This window comes from Alphaproteobacteria bacterium (assembly GCA_030739735.1).
GTDB lineage: Bacteria > Pseudomonadota > Alphaproteobacteria > UBA7887 > UBA7887 > UBA7887.
In genome coordinates this window covers 1-20,503 of record JASLYQ010000028.1, presented here as the reverse complement: position 1 = coordinate 20,503, position 20,503 = coordinate 1, and the positions used below count along the sequence as shown (strand labels likewise).

Here is a 20,503-nt window from a genome sequence, read left to right as displayed (position 1 = left end):
TCCACCAGGGTATCAAGCGTATGCCAATGGCGGTCGAAGGTCAGCCATCGAACAGCATGACCACAGGGTCCTCGACGAAGCGGTTGACCCACCAGTCCTTGGGACCACCATCAGCATAACCGCCGAACAGCACGTCGTGTACGAAACCGTTATTCAGTTTCGGTATCGCCGGCAAGAGCCGGTGTCACGACGAGGCGCTGACCTGCGCGCTAGACTGGGCTATATTACTGTAACTCTTTGAAAGGGTTTGGTTTATGGAGCGTTTGCGGAACAAGGTGGCGCTGATCACGGGAGCGGCGGGGGGTATCGGCGCGGCGGCGGCGCGGCTGTTTGCCAAGGAAGGCGCGAAGCTGGTGCTGGTCGACATTGAGGAAGGGGGCATGGCCAAACTTGCCGGCGACGATATCGCCTGCGTTGCCGCCGATGTCTCCAACGGTGAGGCGATGCGCAGTTGCGTGGCAGCGGCAGAGAAACACTTCGGCGGACTTGACATCGCACTTCTGAACGCGGGCATCGAAGGCGTCGTTCAGCCCATCGCCGATTATCCCGAGGAGACCTTCGACCGTGTCATCGCGGTCAATTTGCGCGGCGTCTGGCTAGGTCTCAAGCACACTCTGCCGGCCATCGCTAGGCGCGGTGGCGGCAGCATCGTACTGACCTCGTCTATTGCTGGTGTGCGCGGGCGCGAAGGCATGAGCGCCTATGTCGCGAGCAAGCACGGCGTCATCGGCCTGATGCGCTCGGCAGCGCTCGAAGGCGGGCCGGAGGGCGTGCGCGTCAATAGCATAAACCCCTCTCCTGTCGAGACGCGCATGATGCGCTCCCTCGAAGCTGGCATGGACCCTGACGATCCGGAAGGCGTGCACGCCCGCTACGCCCGTAGCTCGCCTCTCGGTCGCTATGCGGAACCGGAAGAAATCGCCAAGGTGATGCTATTCCTCGCTGCCGACGAAAGCAGCCACTGCTCGGGTTCGGTCTACATGGTCGACGGCGCGCGCAACGCGCGTTAGTCGAGTTTCACTGGCGGCTCGTCCAGCACCGTGTAGCCGGTTGTCATAGCATCGACCCGCCCGACGCCGTCGCGGATCCACTTGCCACCACGGCGGCGATGCGCTCGGTCAGTAGGGCGGCCTCGACCTCACGTGCCAAAGCCCACTCCCTGCTTGCGGTACTCGTCGCGCGGTGGGCTGAAGATGTCGAGCACCAGAGCGCCCTCGGATCCGGCGCGAAGGCCATGCTCGACGTGACCCGGCGACTGCCAGAAATCACCCGCCGCGACTGGGTGCTCTATACCGTCCTGAATGCGCACGCCGCTGCCTTCGAGCATCACGCCCCACTGCTCCTCGGCATGACTGTGCATGCTTCCGGACTTGTTAGGCGCCATGCGTACCACCGACAGCATTACGTTCTCGCCGGGGAATACGCGGGTCTCTAGGCCTTCAGCCAAGACGCGCGCGATGCCCTGGCTGAGATCATGCAAATTGAAGAAATGCGGATCGTCCATGGGTCTTCATCCTCGCTCTTGCCCCGTTGTCAGGGGAATACCCTGTTCATCAGGCGAAGACCAGTCTCGCTCTAGCTTACTGGGGTGAAGATCGCTAGGTAACAACGGCCTGCGGCTGGAAGGCAAAATTACGAACCGAACCCAATGCCTGGTTTCGCTTGGAAATCAACTTCTTGTGCGGGTGTTTCCAGCAGCCTCAGCAGCCCGAGTCTTCCTGACCCCAGGGGGTTTGGGTGCGGCAAAAGGTAGCGCCGGCGACCTTGGTGTTGCGCAAGGCGGTGCTGGTGAGGTCGAGGTCGCTGAGATCAACACCGTCGAGGTCCGCTTCGCTGAGCGTAGCGTTCCGCCAGGTGGTCCCAGCCACGCTGACGCCGCGCAGGTCCGCATGGGCGAGGTAGGCATAGGTCAGATCGGCCTCGCCGAGGTTTGCCGCCACGAGGTCGGCGGCGAGCAAATTTGCGCCCGCAAGGTTGGCCGCGTGCAGGCTGGCACCGGACAACGCGGCATATTTGAGATTGGCCTCGCTGAGAGTCGCCTCGCTGAGATCAGCCCCGGCTAGGTTGGCATCACGCAGGTTGGCGCCACTGAGATCGGCGCCAGCCAGGTTGGCGCCATGCAGGTCGGCGCGCCAGAGATTGGCGTGGGCGAGATCGGCACCGGTGAGATCAGCACCCGAGAGATCGCAGGCGATGCACTGGCCCTCGGCCTTGAGCGCCATGAGTTGCCTCTCGTCGAAGGCGAGCGCCGGCGTGGCGAAAACGATCAGGCAAAGCACGATGCGCATCATTCTCTACATCCCCCGTTCTCTTCTTCGCCTGACGGCAGCGTCGTGCCACAAAGGATGGCGCCGGTGAGGTCTGCGCCCTCCAACTTAGCGCCGGTGAGATCAGCCTTGGTGAGATTCGCTTTGCGCAGCACGGCACCGCTAAGGTCAGCGCCCGCGAGCTTGGCGCCGCGCAAGTTGGCATAGCGGAGCGTTGCGCCTGTGAGGTCGGCACGATCGAGCGTGGCACCGTCAAGGTCCGCCTTGGTCAGTGTCGCGCCGACCAGCAGCGCAGCAGTCATGTCACTGGCATCGGCCAGCGCGCCCGTCAGATCAGCACCACTGAGATCGGCGTCGCTGAGGCTGGCACTGCTCAGGGTGACACGGGCAAGATTGGCGCCGCTCGCCCTCGTCTGATACAGGATGGCGCCGCTCAGGTCAGCGCCCGACAGATCGGCATCCACTAGGTTGGCCTGGCTGAAATCTACGTCGTTGAGAAAGGCGCCACGCAGGTTCGCCTGCTCGAGATCGGCCTCAACCATGACCGCACCGGCCAGATCGGCGCGGCTGAGCACGGCCTCGGTCATAAATGCGCCTGTGAGATCGGCCTCGCCCATGAACGCCTTGTGCAAATTAGCCCTTATCAGGTTAGCGCCGATCAGCGTGGCACCCGAAAGATCAGCATCGATGGCTTCGATCTTGCCGAGATTGGCGCCGGTCAGATCGCTACGGCGCAGGGTGGCGCGGCCGAGTTCAGCGCGGACGAGACGAGCGCCAACAAGATTGGCATTGCTGAGTTCCGCCCCCCGCAAATCGGCAAACCCCATGTCGGCGCCAGCGAGAATGGCATTGCGCAGATCGGCCTGGCCGAGGACCGCGCCGGTGAGATCGGCACCGCTCATGTCGGCCTTGGCAAGGCGCGCTTGGGGCAGGCGCGCATCACTGAGATCGGCCTGGCGCAAGTCGGCCTGGCGCAAGTCCGCGCCGGGCAAGGCGCCGCGGCTGAGGTCCGCACCCGCCAGCCTTGCCTCGCGCAAGTCACAGGCTTCGCACTGATTGAGTGCCACCATGCGCTGCAGGTCGGTGTCGTCAAATGCTGCCGCAGGGCTTGCAAGCAAGATGACGAGCAGCGCCGCAAGTTGCCTTGTCGTGTAACGCACCATGGCGCGCACGGTCCCCGACTCTCAGGCCCGCGTCAAGTGAGGAATGAGTATGGTGGATATTGCCCTCCGCTCTGGCCAAGGGGCTGCCGAGAAGGCTATTTTGGCGCCAACGGCGAATGCCGACTGAGAGGGGAGACAACGGTCTATGAGTTCTGGGCTCTACCAGTGGTTCGAGTCACGAACCGGTACAGGCGGATTCGTGCGCAAGAAGTTGTCGCAGGCAGTCCCCAACAACGCCTATTACTATTGCTTCGGTGGCATCTCGCTGTTCATCATCGTGCTGCAACTGCTCACGGGCATATTCCTGGTCATGTTCTACATGCCCAATCCAGAGTTGGCGCTGCAAAGTATCGAGCAGATGAGCAACGAGGTCAGCGGCGGCTGGCTGATGCGTAACATGCACCGTTGGGGTTCTACCCTACTGGTTGCGACCGTGTTTACGCACATGGTCACGGTGTTCTACCGCCGCGCCTATCGCAACCCACGCGAATTCAACTGGCTGTCGGGCGTGGCGCAGTTTGTCCTGGTCTTTCTGTTCGTGGTCACCGGCATTATCCTGCCCTGGGACTGGCGGGCCTATTGGTCCTACGCGATCTGGGTCGACTATGTGGAGACCTGGCCCGTTATCGGTAGCTTCGTGCAAACCTTCCTGCTCGACACCTTCACCATCTATCGAACCTTCATCATCCACGTGCTCGTGCTGCCGGCGATTCTGTTTATGTCACTGTTCTTCCATTTCACGATGGTCAAAAAGCACGGCATCGCGGAGCCGTTGTAGGGAAGCGCAGAGATGGCAAAAGTCAGGGAAGCGAAGGACGTGAAGGGCAGAGATCTTCTTGTCGATGACAAGTATGATGCACCCTATCCTCAGGAGTTCCACCGCTTCTATCCCAAGCATGCCTTCAAGGCGGGTATCTCGGTGGTGATCACCTTCGTGCTGATCGTCGTGCTGTCGATCGCCTACCGGGTGCCTACCAACCACGACATGCCGCCGTTGCCGGATCACGGCGTCAGCGTGCCGGGACCGGAATGGTACCTGCTGGCGGTTTTCGAGCCCTTCTGGCAGTTCGGCGCCGAGGATGCCGCCCTGCGCCAGATCGGCACTTTCTGGCTCCCCCTCGGGGTGCTCTTGTTCCTGCTCGCTGTACCGTTCCTCTTCGGGCGCAAGCGCTGGAGCGAGCAGCCGCGCATGGCGAAGCGCACGCGGCTAATCATGGCGGGCGGAACGGTGGCGCTATGGCTGATCCTCATCCTAGGGGTGGTGGGGCGCAGCTACGACGCCAAGACCACGAGCTGTATCTCCTGCCACACGCCGATGGCCGGCGCGCGCATTGCCTTACCGCCAGCCGATATGGCCAAGCACTATCGCGAGGTGCGCGAGATGGAGATTGCGCTCGGGCGCAATCGCCCCGGCGAAGAGAGCGAGGCCTATAAGGACGCAAACTGGCATTTGCGGCATTTCCAAGAGCCGACGGAGAATTGGTAGGACGATGGGAGTTTCCATGAACCGTGTGAGCCGATGGGGTCTGACGTGGCTGGTTGCGATAGGGCTGGCCGGTACCGCTCAGGCCGATATCCCGCCCGAGACATACGAGGTGCTTGGCGTCTTTCCGGTCGATGAAGGCGGCGATCCGGCGGAGCTCTACGATGTGCTCGAATGGCGCTACCACGACCCGGCCGAAGGCGCCGGTGAAGGCAGCCTGGCCGATTTCTGGGATCCCATCCCGTTCAGCAAATACACCAATCCGCAAAGCTTCTACGAGCCGCCCGAGAAGGGCAAAGGCTCGGACCGCCAGGGCTGCGTCAAATGTCACGAGAAGGACACCGCCGGCCACACCATGGCTTGGAAGGCGAGCGCGCATGCCAATCTCAACGCCATCCGCAATCTCAGCCCCGAGGATCCGCGCTTCTACAAGAAGGAGAAGCTGGCGGCAGTGGAGCGCAATCTGGTAGCGCTCGGCTACCTCGACGAGGGTGACACCCTCAATGAGGTGAGCTGCATGGACTGCCATGTCGAGCTTATGCGCGAAGGCCAGGCGGACCACAAGCGCGACCTGCGCTTACCCGACGCGGCGGTCTGCGGCGCCTGTCATTTGCAGGAGTTCGCCGAGCGCGAATCGGAGCGTGACACGCTCAACTGGCCGCAGGAGCAGTGGCCGGCAGGACGCCCGTCCCATGCGCTCGACTATCACGGCATAGTAGAGCTTGCCATGTGGGCCGGGCTTGCCGAGCGCGAGGTGGCCGAGGGCTGCGCCGAATGCCACTCAAACCAGAACAAGTGCGACGGCTGCCATACACGGCACACCTTCTCGGCCGCGGCGGCGCGCAAGCCCGAGGCCTGCGCCACCTGCCACAACGGCATCGCGCACAACGAGTTCGAGAATTACATGCTGTCGAAGCACGGCACGATCTACCAGACCAGCGGCGACGATTGGGACTGGGAGGTGCGCCTGCAGGACGCCTATGCGCTGGGGAGGCAGACCGCACCGACCTGCGCCAGCTGCCATTTCGAGTTCAAGGGCCAGTTCGGCCACAACCTGGTGCGCAAGGTACGCTGGGGCTTCACGCCGATGCCCGAGATCGCCGACAATCTCGACGACAGCTGGTTCGAGCAGCGCAAGGAAGCCTGGATCGCCAATTGCAGCCGCTGCCATTCGGAGAGCTTCGCGCGAGCCTATCAGGAGATGGCGGACAACAACATCAAGGCCGGGGTCACAGTGCAGCAGGAAGCCAAGCGCGCGCTCGAGGCGCTGCATGCTGAGGGCCTGCTGATTGGCCAAGACGACAACCGCCCCGCGCCACCCGAGCCCGTAGAGGACGGTGCCGGCGAGTTCTTCCAGATGTTCATTGCGTCCGGCAACAACCCCAGCGCCATCGAGTTCGAGCATGCTAGCGGCTGCCGCAACGACCTCAACCAGCTCTACAAGGGCGCCATGCACGCCAATCCCGGCGGCTGGGCCTACAGCGAGGGCTGGAGCCCGCTGGTCGGCTGTTATGCGCGCGTCATGGATGCGGACACCCGGCTGCGCGAGATGGCATCAATCCGCGCGCGGCTTGCGGCCGTCGAGCAGAAGACGGGCCTCGCCATGCTCGATCTCGACAGCGACTTCGAGCGCGCCTCCGTGGGCAGCCTGGGCGGTGTACTGATGTTGGTTGGCGTGACCGGACTGCTGTTGCGTCGCAGAAGGTCGGACACTGACGACGCCCGCTAACGGCCCGGGCCAGAGCTGGCTCAGCCGCCGTCTGCCCTACCTGTACGGGGCATGCATCATCGTTGGCTTCGTGCTGGTCGACTGGGCAGGCTGTGACCTGCTCATGCCCAAGCCGGCGCCCTACCGCTACGAGCTTATCGCCGAAGGCAACATCACCGCGTTCCCCGATCTCGCACTGCGGGCACCGGCCAAGCTGGCGATTCGCAAGTTCGCCGTGCGCCATAGCGACAGCGGCGCGGACCTCGCTGAACTCCACGTCGCCGATCTTGGCGAGGGGGCGGCACCGGTACTGCTCGATTGGCAGAATGCCACCGGCGCCGTGCCGCTGGCGCTAGCCGGCCGGCCGCAGGACCTCGATCTGCTTGCAGAGGCAGTCGCCGAGCACGTGCCGGACGATGCGCTGCTTCTTGCCTGGTGGGACACCAGCCGCCAACTCGCAGCCCTCACGGGCGTCGCGATTCTCTACGACGAAAATTTGCCCCGACCCCTGATCGTACCGCCGGAGTGGATCGACCGGCGCAAGTCCATAGAATCCCTGGAGAGAGTTTTCTGGCGTCTTCCTGAGGATGGCGGCGTAGGCTTCGGCCGCTTTCTCGATGCCATGGCGGCAACGCCGGCCGAAGGCGCCAGGGCCCTTGCTGAGATTGCCGGCGGACGCCGGGCTTTCATCACAGTGCAACTCGCTGACGCCTACAAACTTGCCTTAGCACGACCGCAGATTTTCGGGGTCGGCTATCGCGACTTTTCCCGCACGGGAGATATCCACAGCGATATCCGACAGGTCAAGGATTGGCTGGCCAAGCAAGGGTTCAGCATCTATGCGGTTGAATTAATCAACGTCGCCCGCAACCGCGTTTACTATCTCGCCGACGAGAAGACCGCCGACTCCCTTCTGGCAGGTTTGCTGCCGTTCGGCGAGTTCGAGCCGCTCGAGCTTGAAGAGCTCAAGCTGGTAGCAAATTACGGCAGCTACTGGGTCTACGAGATCATGCCGCCTATCGCCCAGTGAACTTATGCTCGCCCGCCGTCTCATTTGTGTTGGGCGCGTGGCGTAGAGACTAAACACATAGGCAGCGACAGTGCAGACGCGCGCTTCCGTCATACGCGCGCCTTTCAGGGCATGCCTACATCAGAGTGAGGTTGGCATTCTCGCCCGGCGGCTTGTCCCTGGGCCGAGTTCCGAACAGACTAAACACGTAAGCTGCCACCTGACGCAGGCGCTGCTCGCTTAGACGCTGACTCCATTTGGGCATCCCTACATCAAGCACGCCGGAAGTGATCACCGACAGCATCTCTTCGTACTCCTCTCCATGCAGTGTGTATTGGTCCGTAAGGCGCGGGCCGGCGCCACCGCTGCCGCCGGGGCCATGGCAGACGGTGCAATGGACGTTGAAAGTGCGTTCGCCTGCTTCGAGGATCACTTCATTAGCGACCTCGTCGGCCAGTGCCGCGGGCGTCAGCAGCATTGAGGCTGCCAGTACTAGGTTTCTTATTTTCCTCATGGTTCCTTTTGCTCAAAGAAAATCCGGTGGCCATAACAGACCACCGGAAATTATCTTTCCCGTCTAGAAGACGGGCCGGAGCGCATGCCCCGACCCGCTTCCATAAGGTTTTTAGGCTAGGCTCATGCCGTGGTTCTTCAGCGGCAGCGAGCGCAGACGCTTGCCCGTCGCAGCGAAGATCGCGTTGCAAACTGCAGGTGCCACGGTATGGAACACGGGCTCACCGATACCAGTCGGATCATTCGTGTTCTGCACCGCGTGAGCTTCAAACTCAGGCATCTGCGAAATGCGTGGCAACTTGTAGGTGTTGAAGTTGCTCTGCACAAGCTTGTTCTGCGACACAGTATGCTCGGCCAGGAAGACATGATGGAGGCCCTGGAGCAAGCCGCTCGCCATCTGCGAGTCCCAGCTATCAGGATTGATAACGATACCGCAGTCGATGGCACGAGTGACCTTGTGGATGGTCACGCGACGCCCACCACGCACGGACAGCTCGACGACGTCGCAGAACGGCGAGTCAAAGCTGTTGTGGAAGGCGATGCCACGATGATGCCCACGATCCAGAGGCGTGCCCCAGCCAGACTTCTCGGCCGCCAGTTCGAGAGTCGCAAGCATGCGCGGCTCCTTGGCAAGCAGCTTCTGGCGAAGCTCGAAGGGATCCTGTCCAGAGGCATCCGCGATCTCATCCATGAAGCACTCGGCGAAGAACGCGTTCTGGGTGTTACCCACACCACGGAAGAACACGATCGGCACCGGGAAGTCCTTCTGTACCCACTCGACTTCAAGGTTGGCGAAGTCGTAGCCGATATCCTTGGCACCCTGGACGCTGTGGAAATCGACGCCGCTCTCCTGCATGCCGTTCATGAAGTCGGAACCGGCGAACAGGTCCTTGAGACGAGACGAGCGCATCGGCGACAGCCAGATGCCAGGACCTGCAAGCTTGTGCCTCCATGCGATTGGATTGCCGTCGGCATCGAGACCAGCAGTCATCTTCGCGGCATAAGCCGGACGATGGAAGTTATGCTGCATGTCCTCTTCACGCGACCAGATCAACTTGACCGGCTTGCCAACCTTCATGGACGCCTCGAGAGCTTGCTCGAAGTAGTCCACCTCGTTACGGCGACCGAAGCCGCTGCCGAGGAACGGCTGATGCACCGTGATCTTATCCTGAGACAGACCAGTGATCATCTCAGCCACGATAAAGCAGGCACCCGGTGTCTGGGTCGCCGTCCAAATCTCGGCCGAATCTCCACGGAAGTCCGCCAGGGTGTTGGCCGGCTCCAGCGGCGTGTGGCTCATATAAGGCACCTCGTAGACCGACTCAAGCACAGTCGCAGCACCCGCGAGAGCACCGTCAACATCGCCGTCTGCACGGCCCAGCTTGCCTTCCTCGCCAAGACCTTCGTGGAAGGTTGCCGAAATCTTTGCAGAGTCCAGATCGGCCCACTGACCGCTGTCGAACTGCGGATTGGCCGCCTTCATACCCTGCTCGGCCTGCCAGTAGGTGTCGGCAGTGACGATCAGCGCTGGCACGTTGTTCTCGAGGAAGATGGCCGGAGCCTCGGCACCCACGACGATAACGTCATGGACACCGTCCACGGCCTTGGCCGCGGCTTCATCGTAGCTCTTGACGCTGCCACCGAAATCCGCATGGCGGATGGCACCGACAACCATGCCGGGCACCGAGATGTCCATGGTATATTCGGCTGCGCCGGTAACCTTTGACAGGTTGTCCAAACGATCGACGTGCGTGCCGAGTAGCTCGAACTCGTCATAGCCCTTGAGCGCCGGATCCTCAGGCGGAGTCTCCGCGGCCGCGGCCTCGGCAAGCTCGCCATAGGTGGCCGACTTATCGCCGCACGTGACCACGCTATTCTTAGCCACACACTGGCCAGCATCGACGCCAAACTGCTTCGCAGCAGCCTGCAGCATCATGTGCCGTGACTGGGCGCCCGACTTGCGCATGGGGCCCCAGAAACCAGGGGTGGCGGTGCTGCCACCGGTCAGCTGCAGGCCGACCAGCGGATTGACGTATTCCGGACGACCGGTCGCAAACTCGAAGGTCACGGCACCCCAGTCACACTCGAACTCTTCGGCAAACATCATCAGGTTGCCCATGGTCGTGCCCTGACCGAGTTCGGTCTGGCTGGCTCTGATGGTGATCGTGTTGTCCGTAGCGACATGCACCCAAGCATTCAGCTCGGCGCCGCCAGCGGCGAGAGCCATCTTGCTGCCCTTCCGACCGAGCGGCAATCCGATCAAAAGACCGCCACCGGCGGCCACAGCCGTGGTCATGAAGCCACGGCGGGTAATGTTCATCATTTCACTCATTCTCTGCCTCCCCTATCCTTAAGCAGAGCTAGCGGCTCTGTGGATCGCCTTGCGGACACGCGCATATGTGCCGCAGCGACAATAATTCTCACGCAGCGCCATGTCGATCTCGTGATCGGTGGGCTCCGGATTGGTCTCCATCATCATGGCGATAGTCATGATCTGGCCAGGAATGCACCAGCCGCACTGGGTCACGTTCTCGTCGATGAACGCCTGCTGCACTGGATGCAGCCCATTGGCACCGAGACCTTCGATCGTGGTAATAGTGGCGCCGGCAGCCTTGCCGATTGACGTCTGGCAAGACTTGATCAGCTCGCCGTTCATGTGGACGTTGCACGATCCGCATTCGCCGATACCGCAACCATATTTGGTGCCATTCAAGCCGAGATGCTCGCGTAGCACCCAGAGCAAAGGCGTATCTGCCGCCGCCTCTACGCTGTGGGACTTACCATTGACAGTCAGAGTTATCACAGCTCTGGTCCTCCCCTGATTTCACACTATGTGTCCACGTTGCGGCCAAACATTTTCCAAGTCAAGCGTAGCCATCGAAACGCAGTCCTCCCGCCAGTTTTAAAGAACCTGACGATGTTCGAGGGCTAGATTACGCTTCACTTGGCTCAACAAGGGATCACACTCAACCTACCGGTGGACGTCGCTTCCTCACCACCCGCATCTCAACACGCGGGTAGCGTGCATTTTATCTGCCTCCCAAGAGTCCCGCACCGCGGAAACCCTAGTGGCAGCCTTCGTATCTTGGCTCGAATACTATACCGGTGCGTCAGACAAAGCAATTCGACTCATTCTGCCTGCCTCAAAGGGTTAATCGATCTCCTGCGGCACCCTCGGTGCGCGGCGGCGGCCCTCGACCGCCTGATCCGCCCCGGGGGCCAGCAAACGCAGGGTAACCTGGAGATTTCGCAACGAGGTGGCGAGCTTACCGACGTCCACCAGCACTTTGGCCTTCACTTCATGGATGCCCTCTGAGTGCGTGGTCTCATCCAGCACCTCGAGAGACTTCAGATAGGCTTGGCTCTCATCCAGGATGCGATAGCGAATCCGCTCCTCATTCGCGTCCAGCGAACTCGGTAAAACATATCGCTCCATGGTCACCCTGACCGCAATCTCGGCCGAGTTTTGGATGGCGCTCTCCCGCGTCAGCCCGGTGCCACGCACCACCACCCGATCGATAGTCTCGGCCATTGCGAAAGATACAAAAAGCAGCACCAAAGCCAGGCATAGCGCCGCCATCTGGCATTTTGCTGACATCATGGTAGGTGCCCCCTTCTCAGCCATCGGACGGCTCGACAACCTCGATCTCGCGTGCGGCCGTGGTCACCGTTCCGTCATCCTCGATCCACGTCACTTCTATAGTGGCCGATTCCGCGGCTCTCAGTTTGAACGCGACGTAGGGATTGGTCGACATGCCATTGAACCAGTCGGCAAAGAACACGAGAGTGCCGTTGTAGCGGCATTCCATGCGCTTGATCAGAAAGCGGGGAACCAGTGCGCCCGTCTCGGGGTGCTTGCGGCGCCCCGACTCCATGACATGCTCGGCGAGGCATTTGATCTGGATGATCTCGCCCGGCACAGCCGTCTTGGGCACTCGCAACCGCCGTCGCCTGTCCGGTTCCGCCATCGCGCGCCCCTACGAGCAAGCCCCCATGGTGACATCGACGAAATGCTTGCTCAGACCCACGGTGCCGTCGGCCATGTCGGCCACCAGCACCAGATCCGAGGTAGCCCGCATGCGGCAACGGAACGAGACTTCGGCTTCGCCGCAGGCCGGCGTGAAATGGAAGCGCGCGATCTCGGGGAAGGGATTGACCATGCCGATGACATGGACCGAGTGCGGATAATCATCCCCCGACATGCTACAGGCGACCTTGAAGGTCACCGGCACCGCGCTGCCATCCTCAGCGATATCCGGCGTCGTGCCCGAGATCAGCCCATCACGCAGCGGTCGCCCGGCGATGATGCCCGCCAGGATGCTCTCCGCCTTGGCGCGGTTCTCGACCAGTTCCTTCTCATGCGACTGCACCTCGGGCGGCGCGATGAGCTCACGCTCCTGAGCACGCGCAGCCGTCCCAGTCAGCACCACCACACCCGCACCAAGCAAAACCCGCCGTCTAGTCAGGTTCGGCACACTTGCCCGGCACCACGTTCCGTCTCCCAACTGATCTCGCACAGTGCCGGCGAGCGTACACACTTGCCCGGGGCGGGACAAGCCAGCGGCCTTGGCGTGCGCTGCCGCGTTCTGCTAGTGTCCGGTGCCATAAAAGTAGGTGCCTAAACGGCCGCCGGGCGCGTGACCTTGGAGTTGGAACGGAAAGAGATTTAGAGACGTGGGAAAAAAACTATCGCGACGCAATTTTCTTGCCGGAACCGCGGGCACCACCGCGGGCGTGATGGCAGCCGGGCTTGGCGGTGGCAAGGCGAATGCAGCGCAATCTGTCGTGCACAAGCCGACGATCTTGGTCGAGAGCATGGCCGAGCTGCCGCCCAAGCGAGGCTTGCGAGGGGTCATTATCGGTGGTGGCTGGGGCGGCTTGACCATGGCCAAGCACCTCAAGCGGCGGGTGCCGGAGATGGAGGTGATCCTAATCGAGCGGCGCTCGGTCTTCATGTCCTGCCCGGTCAGCAATCTTTGGCTCGCTGACATCATCGACTACAAATTTCTCATTCACAGCTTCGTTGATGCGGCGCGCAACAACAATTACACCTTCTTCAACGCCACGGTGATCGACGTCGATCGCGAACAGAAGCGAATCTACACCGAGAGAGGATACGTCGATTACGACTATCTCGTCCTCTCGCCGGGCATCGACTATGACTACGACGACATCGGCGTGCACGAGCCTGAGCACAAGCAGGCAGTGATGACCCACTTCCCGGCCGCTTTCAAGCCGGGCTCCGAACACATCACGCTCAAGCGGAAAGTCGACAATTTTCGCCGCGGCATCTTTTTGCTTACGGTGCCGAGCGGCAACTACCGCTGCCCGCCAGCACCCTATGAGCGCGCCTGCATGATTGCTGCGGTGTTCAAGCGCAAGAAACTGCCGGCCAAGGTAGTGCTGCTCGACAACAATCACGACATCAAGATCAAGGGCGAAGGCTTCCACGCCGCCTTCGACGAACTCTACAAGGACTACATCGAATATTACCCGTCCATGAAGGTGCGCGGCGTCGATGTGGAGAACAAGATCCTGCTCGAGGATATCGAGGACTTCCCATTCGAAGATGCTGCAATCTACCCGCGCATTCGCGGCGCCCGTATTGTCGAGACCATGGGCATCGTCAGCGAGACCAGCCCGCAGATGGAAGCGCGCATCAGCCAGTACCGCAACAACCTGATCGACGATTTTCACGTCTACGTTATCGGTGATTCGCGCTCCACCGGCTATTCGAAGAGCGGCAGCACGGCGCAGGCCGAAGCGCGCTTTGTCGCCAAGGTCATCGCAGGCCGCATCGCCGGCCACGAGATCGAGTGGGAGAGCCCCTATACGAGCTGCTATTCGATGGTCGCCGCGGATCCCGCAATGGCAATCTATTTTGGCTCCGAATACCTACCGCCCATGGCCGACATCACGGCCTTGAGCATGGAGTACACCATCAATCAGTGGATGGATTCTGGCGCCGCCTTCGCCTGGCGCGACCGCAATATGAATCGCAGCGTCGATATGGGTGACGAGATGATCGGCTGGGCTCTGACCCATTACGCGGAAATGTTCCGATAAAGCGCGACAATCGGAAACGATGGGGGGAATGACGCCGACCATGAGCCGCCTAGTCTGCGCCACGGTCACAGCCATGCTATGGAGCGCCACAGCGCTGGCTGGCCCGGTCCAGCCGGGCGAGCGTTTCCGCGACTGCGCCGACTGCCCTGAGATGGTGGTGCTGCCGGCCGGCGCATTTGTCATGGGCTCGCCCGCGGATGAGGTCGGGCGCCAAGCCAACGAGGGACCACAGCACAAGGTCGAGATCCGGCGGCCGATTGCGCTCGGCCTGCGCGAGGTCAGCGCTGGCGAATGGCAGGCCTGCGTCGCCAGCGGCGCCTGCACGGCGCCGCAAGCATCGGCGGCGGCCGAAGCGCCGGTCTCAGGTATCAGCTGGAACGATGCAAAGGATTACACCGCTTGGCTCACGTTGAAGGCCGGCAAAACCTACCGCCTGCCAAGCGAAGCAGAGTGGGAATATGCCGTGCGCGCCGGCACCGCGACTGCATGGTATTGGGGGGATGCAACCGATGTCACCTGCGCCTTCGCCAATCTCGTTGCCGCATGCGATGACGGCCATGACGGCCCGGCGCCCGTCGGCGAATACCGCTCCAATCCCTTCGGGCTACACGACATGGTGGGCAACGTCTCCGAATGGGTGGAGGATTGTTGGTACGAAGGCTACGGCGGCGCGCCCGAGGACGGCAATGCGCGCACGCTGTCCCTGCGCAGCAGCCTGCCCGAACCCTATGCCCCCTACCCAGCAGGCAACTGCAACTGGAAGGTCCATCGCGGCGGTGACTGGGCACAACCGCCCGCTGCCGCTCGCTCGGCGGCTCGCGCTGGCTTGCCGCGCTACGAAAGCCGCGACACCATCGGCCTGAGACTGGCTAGGTCATTGCCATGATGCGTTGGCTGGCGGCGGCGACGTTTTTCGTCGGGACAGCGTCCGCGCCAGCCTTGGCGCAAGGACAGCTCGTGGATCTGGAACTGGTGCTAGCCGTCGACGTCTCCTCGAGCGTGGATGCTGGCGAATACGAACTGCAAATGAGTGGGATCGCCGCCGCCTTCCGCCATCCCGACGTGCTCATGGCGATCGAGGCTTCGACCGTCGACGGCATCGCGGTGACCGTGTTGCAGTGGTCCGACGCCAAGGCCCAGGCGGTGGTCGTAGAGTGGACCCGCATCGCCAATGCTGCCGATGCCGCGCGCTTCTCCGAGCGCATTCGCAACAGCCCGCGCGTCATTTCCGGCGGCTCTACCGCCATCGGTGCCGCGATCTACTATGCGCTGGCACAAATTCAGAACAATGCTTTTGACGGCGGCAGGCGGACCATCGACGTCTCTGGCGACGGTCGCAACAATTCCGGCCCGCCGCCTTGGCTGATCCACGAGGAAGTCGAGAAGCGCGGCGTCACGGTCAACGGCCTGGCGATCGCCAACGAGCAGCCTTTCGTTGACATTTATTACGAGGAATCCGTGGTCAGCGGCGAGAGTGCCTTCGTAATGCGGGCCGAGGACTACGAGGATTTCGAGCGTGCCATGGCGGAAAAGCTGATCCGCGAGATCGGCCTGCCGCTGAGCGACTGGCAGAGCCCGTCGCGGCCGTTCTTCGCCTGTAAGTTCCACGCTTGCCCGCCGCGACCGGAGAGGCTTCTGTAGGAAAGTCGAAACTCGGCGTGCCGATTCTGGCGCGCAGGCATTACCATGATTCTTCCGTGTTCATGCTGGGAAGCCTCTTGCGCAAGGCGCGACGGCGGAAGGATCTAGCGCGGGAGCTGCCCTGCCAACGGTATGCGCACTCGACCCGGACAGCGACCTGGCGGCAACGACAAAAGCAATTCCGCAACGCTGACAGGACAAGGCTGGTGGGCGCGGCTGGGATTGAACCAGCGACCCCCACGATGTCAACGTGGTGCTCTCCCGCTGAGCTACGCGCCCTTGTCTCATAACTATCTGACACGCAACCATTTTGGTGCATACCAGAATATCGAGTATACCCCGAATTCAGGGGTCATTTAACCCTTTATTTAAGATCACCCGTAACCACGTTGTGCCGCAATTTTGCCAGGCAACGCAAGCACTCTCGACATCAAGACCGCTTAGCGCCAGGGGCTCGCGCGCCCGTTTCGATAACCGCATTTGATTGGCTGTGGTCTGGCCTCTTCCATTGTGCGGGGCGGCTGCCGAGTTCTGGCCTTGGGCAGTGCTTACCTCAAAACTCCCAATTATGACCTGCCCCCCGAAACTTGTTTCTGACAAAATAACAAACCTAGGCTGTTTGAGAGGTGTAGGAGTTATAACGAATAATTATCTATACACACATTAGAATACAATAAACTCTATAAAACATAAAACTATATTGCACATACCAGCCTTACAATCGAGAAAGTGAACACATAAATTGATGAAATAGAATAGAGATTCCACCCCTGCTATGTTGTTCCCGACAACATGGTCGATAGAAAGGTTAAGAAATCGTGACAACAAAGAAATCAAAACGCATCGGCAAAGCTGTTTTGAACAAGCTGAAACAGGTCTCGACACCAACAATTACTACCCAGTTAATGAGCAACTACGGGCTCAACAACGTATCACTCCGCAATGTGCTGCCGATCGACGCGAGTCTTGGTCGGTTTGCCGGACCCGCCTTCACCTTGCGCTACGTTCCGTTACGTGAGGATCTTCACGCGCAGCAATATCTCAATCACCCAGCGAACCAAATGACGCCCATTGTTGAGAAAATTCCAGCGGGCTCGATCATGGTTATGGATGCAAATGCCCGCAATGATGTCGGGATCTTGGGTGGCAATATCTTGATGCGCCTCAAGGTGCGCCGCGTTGCGGCAGCGGTTACGGATGGTGGCATGCGAGATATTCCCGAGATACGTGAACTTGGTATGCCGGTTTGCTGTACGGCCTTTGCCGCACCTCCCAGTTTCACAAAGCTCATGCTTGTCGATAGCCAGTGCGTGGTGACGTGTGGTGGTGTCCCAATATTCCCCGGCGACATCATCGTTGGTGATGAGGAAGGGACCGTCGCCATTCCAGCCGCGTTCGCTCAGAGCATCGCGGACGCCGGCCTAGCACAGGATCATGTTGAGGGCTGGGTTAATCGAAGACTTGCAAAGGGTCATCACATGGCAGGGCTCTACCCACCCTCTGACAAGGCGCTCACGGAATATGAGAAGTGGGTGGCGGCCGGCGAGCCTGACGAGGTCTGATCCTCGTTTAAGAGGATCGTATAGACCCCTGGCTTTTGCAGCCAGGGGTCCATTCATCTGCGCAGTTATGCCTTTTATGAGACGGAGTAAATTGCCTGCCGCCTACCTTTTATAGCCCTTGTTGGGTATATTAAATTCTAGGCTAAGCTGCCTATGGTAGTTCGTAGTCCAGGCGTTGGTTGCAATACAACTCACCATTAGTTCCAGCGTAACCGCATGCCCAGGGACCCTTGCCTGTGATACCCACGTACTTGCCAGTACCCCCTGTGATGTAGTTAGTACCATTGTTGCCTTCAGGCACGCCAAGCATTCCGTCAAATTTTGTGAAGATCCGGTCGCCGTCTGCATCGCTCCAAGTGCAGTAGCCCTGTCCCTCTCCAACACCATCGGTCAAGTGAAAAGAGTAAAAACAGTTAGCGGCGCCTTCATGAAGCGAGCCAGATCCAGCATCGTTATAGGTTATGCCTGTTGCTTTTCCAGTACCCTGCATATGACCTTCAGCTACGGTCACAACCACCAGAGTCTCTTGAAGCCCAGAATGCCAATTAACGGTTCCCGATTCCGCGAGTGCCGCAGTCCCAATAGATAGCGAGAATAGGCTCGCTATAAAAACACCAATTGCCTTGTTCACGACTTTCCACTCCTCTTTGGTTTATAAACGGACATCTTTTATAGGTCTTTCTAGAACGTTAACGATTCAATATCATTCGCGTCAAGATATTACAGGTACATGTGCCGCCACACATACGAACGCCTGCCATTGATCACGGATGCGAGACGGGAAGGCCGACCCGGGGCGATCAAAACAGATAACGGCGTACATTGAGCATTCTCCTGAGCGGTTCGATGACGCTCTGCCAATCGGCTCGGCGATGAAAGGGCATCGAGGTTAGCGTCCGTCAAAAGTATGCTAAGGCTATCATGATCAATCGGTCATTGTGCAAGGGAGCCTAGGACATGGCAGACAAGGACGATATCACCGAAGGCAAAGATTTCGGAATTGGTATTGCGCAGGAGCACCAGCCGTTCCACGTTAAGGGTGCGGGCTCACTCGATTGGGGCATGCAAAACCGCTTGGCTCGCATTTTCAATTCCGAGAGTGGGCGCACAGTTATGCTCGCCTTCGACCACGGTTACTTCCAGGGACCAGCGACCGGACTCGAGCGCATCGATCTCTCCATCGTGCCGCTAATCCCCTATGCCGATGTGCTGATGTGCACGCGCGGCGTACTGCGCTCCGTCATACCAGCAGCAGCACCCAAACCGGTCGTGCTCCGTTGCTCCGGTGGCCAGAGCATCTTGACCGAACTCTCCAACGAGACCCTTGCCGTCGACATCGACGACGCCATCCGCTTGAACGTCGCCGCCATTACCACACAGATATATATTGGCGCCACCCACGAACACCAGTCGATCAAGAACCTGGTCCAACTCATTGACAATGGCAACCGTTACGGCATCCCCACTATGGCTGTCACGGGGGTCGGCGCCGAAATGGTGCGCGATTCCCGGTACTTCTCGCTGGCCACGCGCATCGCCGCGGAGTTGGGTGCGCATTACATCAAAAGCTACTTCGTTGAGGACGGCTTCGAGAAAGTAACCTCGGCCTGCCCGGTGCCGATCGTTATCGCTGGCGGTAAGAAACTTCCGGAAATCGATGCGCTGACCATGGCCTATCGCGCGGTAAGCCAAGGAGCCGCCGGTGTTGATATGGGGCGCAACATCTTCCAATCCGATTCGCCAGTGGCCATGATTCAGGCAGTCGCCGCCATCGTTCACAACAACGAGCACCCGGACCGTGCCTTGGATCTATACGAGACCATCAAGGCCGAGGAAAATCGGAAAACCTAGCAGACCAAACGTACGTTCTAATCACAGCAGCCGCCTCGTCGAAGCACGCCATCGGACTCGTTCTAGAAAACTTTAGATGATTAACTGCTTCACTATTCGTAGACGTAGACGTTCAGCAATTTAGGCCGCACCCTGCCTGCGGGTTTCCCGACTCGCCATCGACCCAACTCAACCATCAAAACGCGTGCCCCGGCCCCCGGGCCGGGGTGCATGATCCGTGCGACGCAGTCGCTGGCGTATCTGTCCTATCCCCTCCTTCATGCGGGATACAGACCTCCCGCAAGACTATGCTGGGTCACTAGTCTCGATTGTCGCTCTTTGCTTGGCGTATGCACAATTACTACAACTGGGGTTGCCTTCAGGCACATCGGTTTGATTCATCAAATCAAACATCTCTGATACCTTACCAGGTATCCAATTCGGGTCGCATTCGTACGGTATTAAGGTTTCGCTAAAGTCCATTTTCCCAAAAAATCCGTCCGCACCTCTATCCGCGTTGCAGACAAGGAAATAAGTGGTTTTGGAAACCTCGAAATTCATTTCTCGAAGGAGATAGGCATAAAAGTCCATCTGCACTTTGTAGCCATCGTGATAAGGATCTGTGAGATATGACGCTGGAGTAAGGGGTCTGGTGTTCGCCTGGGATTTATAGTCAACGACAACTAGTTTGCCGTCGTGGATATCCTGCCAAATATCATCAACTCCGCCAGTAAGAATAATGTTTGTATTTTTGTATCGAGACTTCAATCCGTGATGGAGGGAATCTCGCCAACGGTCCAAGTCTGGGTGCCGAAAGGGAACGAGGTGCTCTAATCCATTTTCCTTGAACAAACGGTGTGGCTGTTGCACCGCGCGGCATTCGTCAAATTCTTTCTTCAAAAGTAAATCGGTGGTTTCGTTGAGGGTCCAACCGGGCGTGCCAGGAGACACCAAGCCTTTCACCCTGTCGAGATAGAAGCATCTCCGGCAGTTCAGAAAATCGGAGAATTTTCCTCTGCTGATTTTGAAATCAGCCGCCTGATTAGGCGTGTAAATCGAAGATGCGCGAGATCGCATTCCAGTGGCGGGAACTAATTCTTTTTTTGTGTTTCGTTTGAGGTCAATCACTGTGAAACCATCTCAAGTTCATAAATTGATGACGCTTTTCTGCGCTGTAAGAGACCCCCATGATAACACTTTCTGAGCGGTCTGGGCTGATGGCACTGCTAGCCAAGAGTCGCCATTCTCACCTCTATCTGCA

22 protein-coding genes and 1 tRNA gene are annotated in these 20,503 nt (G+C 59.7%); 10 read left to right on the top strand and 13 right to left on the bottom strand.

Features of this window, described 5'->3' with window-relative positions:
* Nucleotides 1-40: 40 nt before the first annotated feature.
* Complete coding sequence (locus tag QF629_12115) at nt 41-175, bottom strand: hypothetical protein (protein MDP6014268.1); 135 nt, start codon at nt 173-175, stop codon at nt 41-43.
* A 79-nt stretch (nt 176-254) separates the two neighbouring features.
* Between QF629_12115 and QF629_12110 the strand changes: the two genes are divergently transcribed.
* Nucleotides 255-1,010: an SDR family NAD(P)-dependent oxidoreductase gene (locus QF629_12110; protein ID MDP6014267.1), complete on the top strand. Its 756-nt coding sequence runs from the start codon at nt 255-257 to the stop codon at nt 1,008-1,010.
* Between the two features lie 128 nt (nt 1,011-1,138).
* Here the strand turns inward: QF629_12110 and QF629_12105 are convergent, their stop codons facing one another.
* From QF629_12105 to QF629_12095, 3 genes are all read right to left on the bottom strand, one after another.
* Nucleotides 1,139-1,504 carry a cupin domain-containing protein gene (locus tag QF629_12105; GenBank protein ID MDP6014266.1) on the bottom strand — a complete coding sequence of 122 codons (366 nt, stop codon included), beginning with the start codon at nt 1,502-1,504 and terminating at the stop codon, nt 1,139-1,141.
* A gap of 196 nt (nt 1,505-1,700) precedes the next feature.
* A complete protein-coding gene (locus QF629_12100; GenBank protein ID MDP6014265.1) occupies nt 1,701-2,291 on the bottom strand; it encodes a pentapeptide repeat-containing protein in 591 nt (196 codons plus the stop codon).
* Nucleotides 2,288-3,430: a pentapeptide repeat-containing protein gene (locus QF629_12095; GenBank protein MDP6014264.1), complete on the bottom strand. Its 1,143-nt coding sequence runs from the start codon at nt 3,428-3,430 to the stop codon at nt 2,288-2,290. The genes QF629_12100 and QF629_12095 overlap by 4 nt, the downstream gene beginning before the upstream one ends.
* Nucleotides 3,431-3,575: 145 nt before the next feature.
* Between QF629_12095 and QF629_12090 the strand changes: the two genes are divergently transcribed.
* The 4 genes from QF629_12090 to haoB are packed head-to-tail and all read left to right on the top strand — an operon-like array spanning nt 3,576 to nt 7,651.
* Nucleotides 3,576-4,208: a cytochrome b N-terminal domain-containing protein gene (locus tag QF629_12090; GenBank protein MDP6014263.1), complete on the top strand. Its 633-nt coding sequence runs from the start codon at nt 3,576-3,578 to the stop codon at nt 4,206-4,208.
* Nucleotides 4,209-4,220: 12 nt separating this feature from the next.
* Nucleotides 4,221-4,916, top strand: a complete 696-nt coding sequence (locus QF629_12085) for a hypothetical protein (GenBank protein MDP6014262.1) — start codon at nt 4,221-4,223, stop codon at nt 4,914-4,916.
* A gap of 16 nt (nt 4,917-4,932) precedes the next feature.
* Entirely contained in the window at nt 4,933-6,642 is a 1,710-nt protein-coding gene (locus QF629_12080) for a multiheme c-type cytochrome (GenBank protein ID MDP6014261.1), read from the top strand.
* Between the two features lie 58 nt (nt 6,643-6,700).
* Nucleotides 6,701-7,651 (top strand): hydroxylamine oxidation protein HaoB, encoded by a 951-nt coding sequence (gene haoB, locus QF629_12075; protein MDP6014260.1) that lies wholly within the window; start codon nt 6,701-6,703, stop codon nt 7,649-7,651.
* 115 nt (nt 7,652-7,766) lie between these two features.
* Here the strand turns inward: haoB and QF629_12070 are convergent, their stop codons facing one another.
* The 6 genes from QF629_12070 to QF629_12045 form a co-directional block, all read right to left on the bottom strand.
* On the bottom strand, nt 7,767-8,144 hold the full coding sequence (locus tag QF629_12070) for a c-type cytochrome (protein ID MDP6014259.1): 378 nt from the start codon (nt 8,142-8,144) through the stop codon (nt 7,767-7,769).
* 111 nt (nt 8,145-8,255) lie between these two features.
* The gene (locus QF629_12065) at nt 8,256-10,475 is read right to left on the bottom strand and encodes a molybdopterin-dependent oxidoreductase (protein MDP6014258.1); all 2,220 of its coding nucleotides are present in this window, start codon (nt 10,473-10,475) and stop codon (nt 8,256-8,258) included.
* Between the two features lie 18 nt (nt 10,476-10,493).
* Nucleotides 10,494-10,946 carry a (2Fe-2S)-binding protein gene (locus tag QF629_12060; protein MDP6014257.1) on the bottom strand — a complete coding sequence of 151 codons (453 nt, stop codon included), beginning with the start codon at nt 10,944-10,946 and terminating at the stop codon, nt 10,494-10,496.
* Nucleotides 10,947-11,294: 348 nt separating this feature from the next.
* A complete protein-coding gene (locus QF629_12055; protein MDP6014256.1) occupies nt 11,295-11,768 on the bottom strand; it encodes a hypothetical protein in 474 nt (157 codons plus the stop codon).
* Nucleotides 11,761-12,078 (bottom strand): thiosulfate oxidation carrier complex protein SoxZ, encoded by a 318-nt coding sequence (soxZ, locus tag QF629_12050; GenBank protein ID MDP6014255.1) that lies wholly within the window; start codon nt 12,076-12,078, stop codon nt 11,761-11,763. The genes QF629_12055 and soxZ overlap by 8 nt, the downstream gene beginning before the upstream one ends.
* A gap of 42 nt (nt 12,079-12,120) precedes the next feature.
* Entirely contained in the window at nt 12,121-12,618 is a 498-nt protein-coding gene (locus QF629_12045) for a thiosulfate oxidation carrier protein SoxY (protein ID MDP6014254.1), read from the bottom strand.
* 199 nt (nt 12,619-12,817) lie between these two features.
* Here QF629_12045 and QF629_12040 point away from each other — a divergent pair, with 199 nt between their 5' ends.
* The 3 genes from QF629_12040 to QF629_12030 are packed head-to-tail and all read left to right on the top strand — an operon-like array spanning nt 12,818 to nt 15,850.
* Nucleotides 12,818-14,209, top strand: coding sequence for an FAD-dependent oxidoreductase (locus QF629_12040; protein MDP6014253.1), 1,392 nt, complete (start codon nt 12,818-12,820; stop codon nt 14,207-14,209).
* 19 nt (nt 14,210-14,228) lie between these two features.
* Entirely contained in the window at nt 14,229-15,095 is an 867-nt protein-coding gene (locus QF629_12035) for an SUMF1/EgtB/PvdO family nonheme iron enzyme (protein MDP6014252.1), read from the top strand.
* Nucleotides 15,092-15,850 (top strand): DUF1194 domain-containing protein, encoded by a 759-nt coding sequence (locus tag QF629_12030; GenBank protein MDP6014251.1) that lies wholly within the window; start codon nt 15,092-15,094, stop codon nt 15,848-15,850. Before QF629_12035 ends, QF629_12030 begins: the two co-directional genes overlap by 4 nt.
* A 204-nt stretch (nt 15,851-16,054) precedes the next feature.
* Here the strand turns inward: QF629_12030 and QF629_12025 are convergent.
* Nucleotides 16,055-16,129, bottom strand: a tRNA-Val gene (locus tag QF629_12025).
* A 539-nt stretch (nt 16,130-16,668) separates the two neighbouring features.
* Between QF629_12025 and QF629_12020 the strand changes: the two genes are divergently transcribed.
* Nucleotides 16,669-17,412: a ribonuclease activity regulator RraA gene (locus QF629_12020; GenBank protein MDP6014250.1), complete on the top strand. Its 744-nt coding sequence runs from the start codon at nt 16,669-16,671 to the stop codon at nt 17,410-17,412.
* Between the two features lie 151 nt (nt 17,413-17,563).
* Here the strand turns inward: QF629_12020 and QF629_12015 are convergent, their stop codons facing one another.
* A complete protein-coding gene (locus QF629_12015; protein MDP6014249.1) occupies nt 17,564-18,043 on the bottom strand; it encodes a hypothetical protein in 480 nt (159 codons plus the stop codon).
* A 326-nt stretch (nt 18,044-18,369) separates the two neighbouring features.
* Between QF629_12015 and lsrF the strand changes: the two genes are divergently transcribed.
* Nucleotides 18,370-19,263, top strand: coding sequence for a 3-hydroxy-5-phosphonooxypentane-2,4-dione thiolase (gene lsrF / locus QF629_12010; protein ID MDP6014248.1), 894 nt, complete (start codon nt 18,370-18,372; stop codon nt 19,261-19,263).
* A 285-nt stretch (nt 19,264-19,548) separates the two neighbouring features.
* Here the strand turns inward: lsrF and QF629_12005 are convergent, their stop codons facing one another.
* Entirely contained in the window at nt 19,549-20,370 is an 822-nt protein-coding gene (locus tag QF629_12005; protein ID MDP6014247.1) for a PD-(D/E)XK nuclease family protein, read from the bottom strand.
* Nucleotides 20,371-20,503 lie beyond the last annotated feature (133 nt).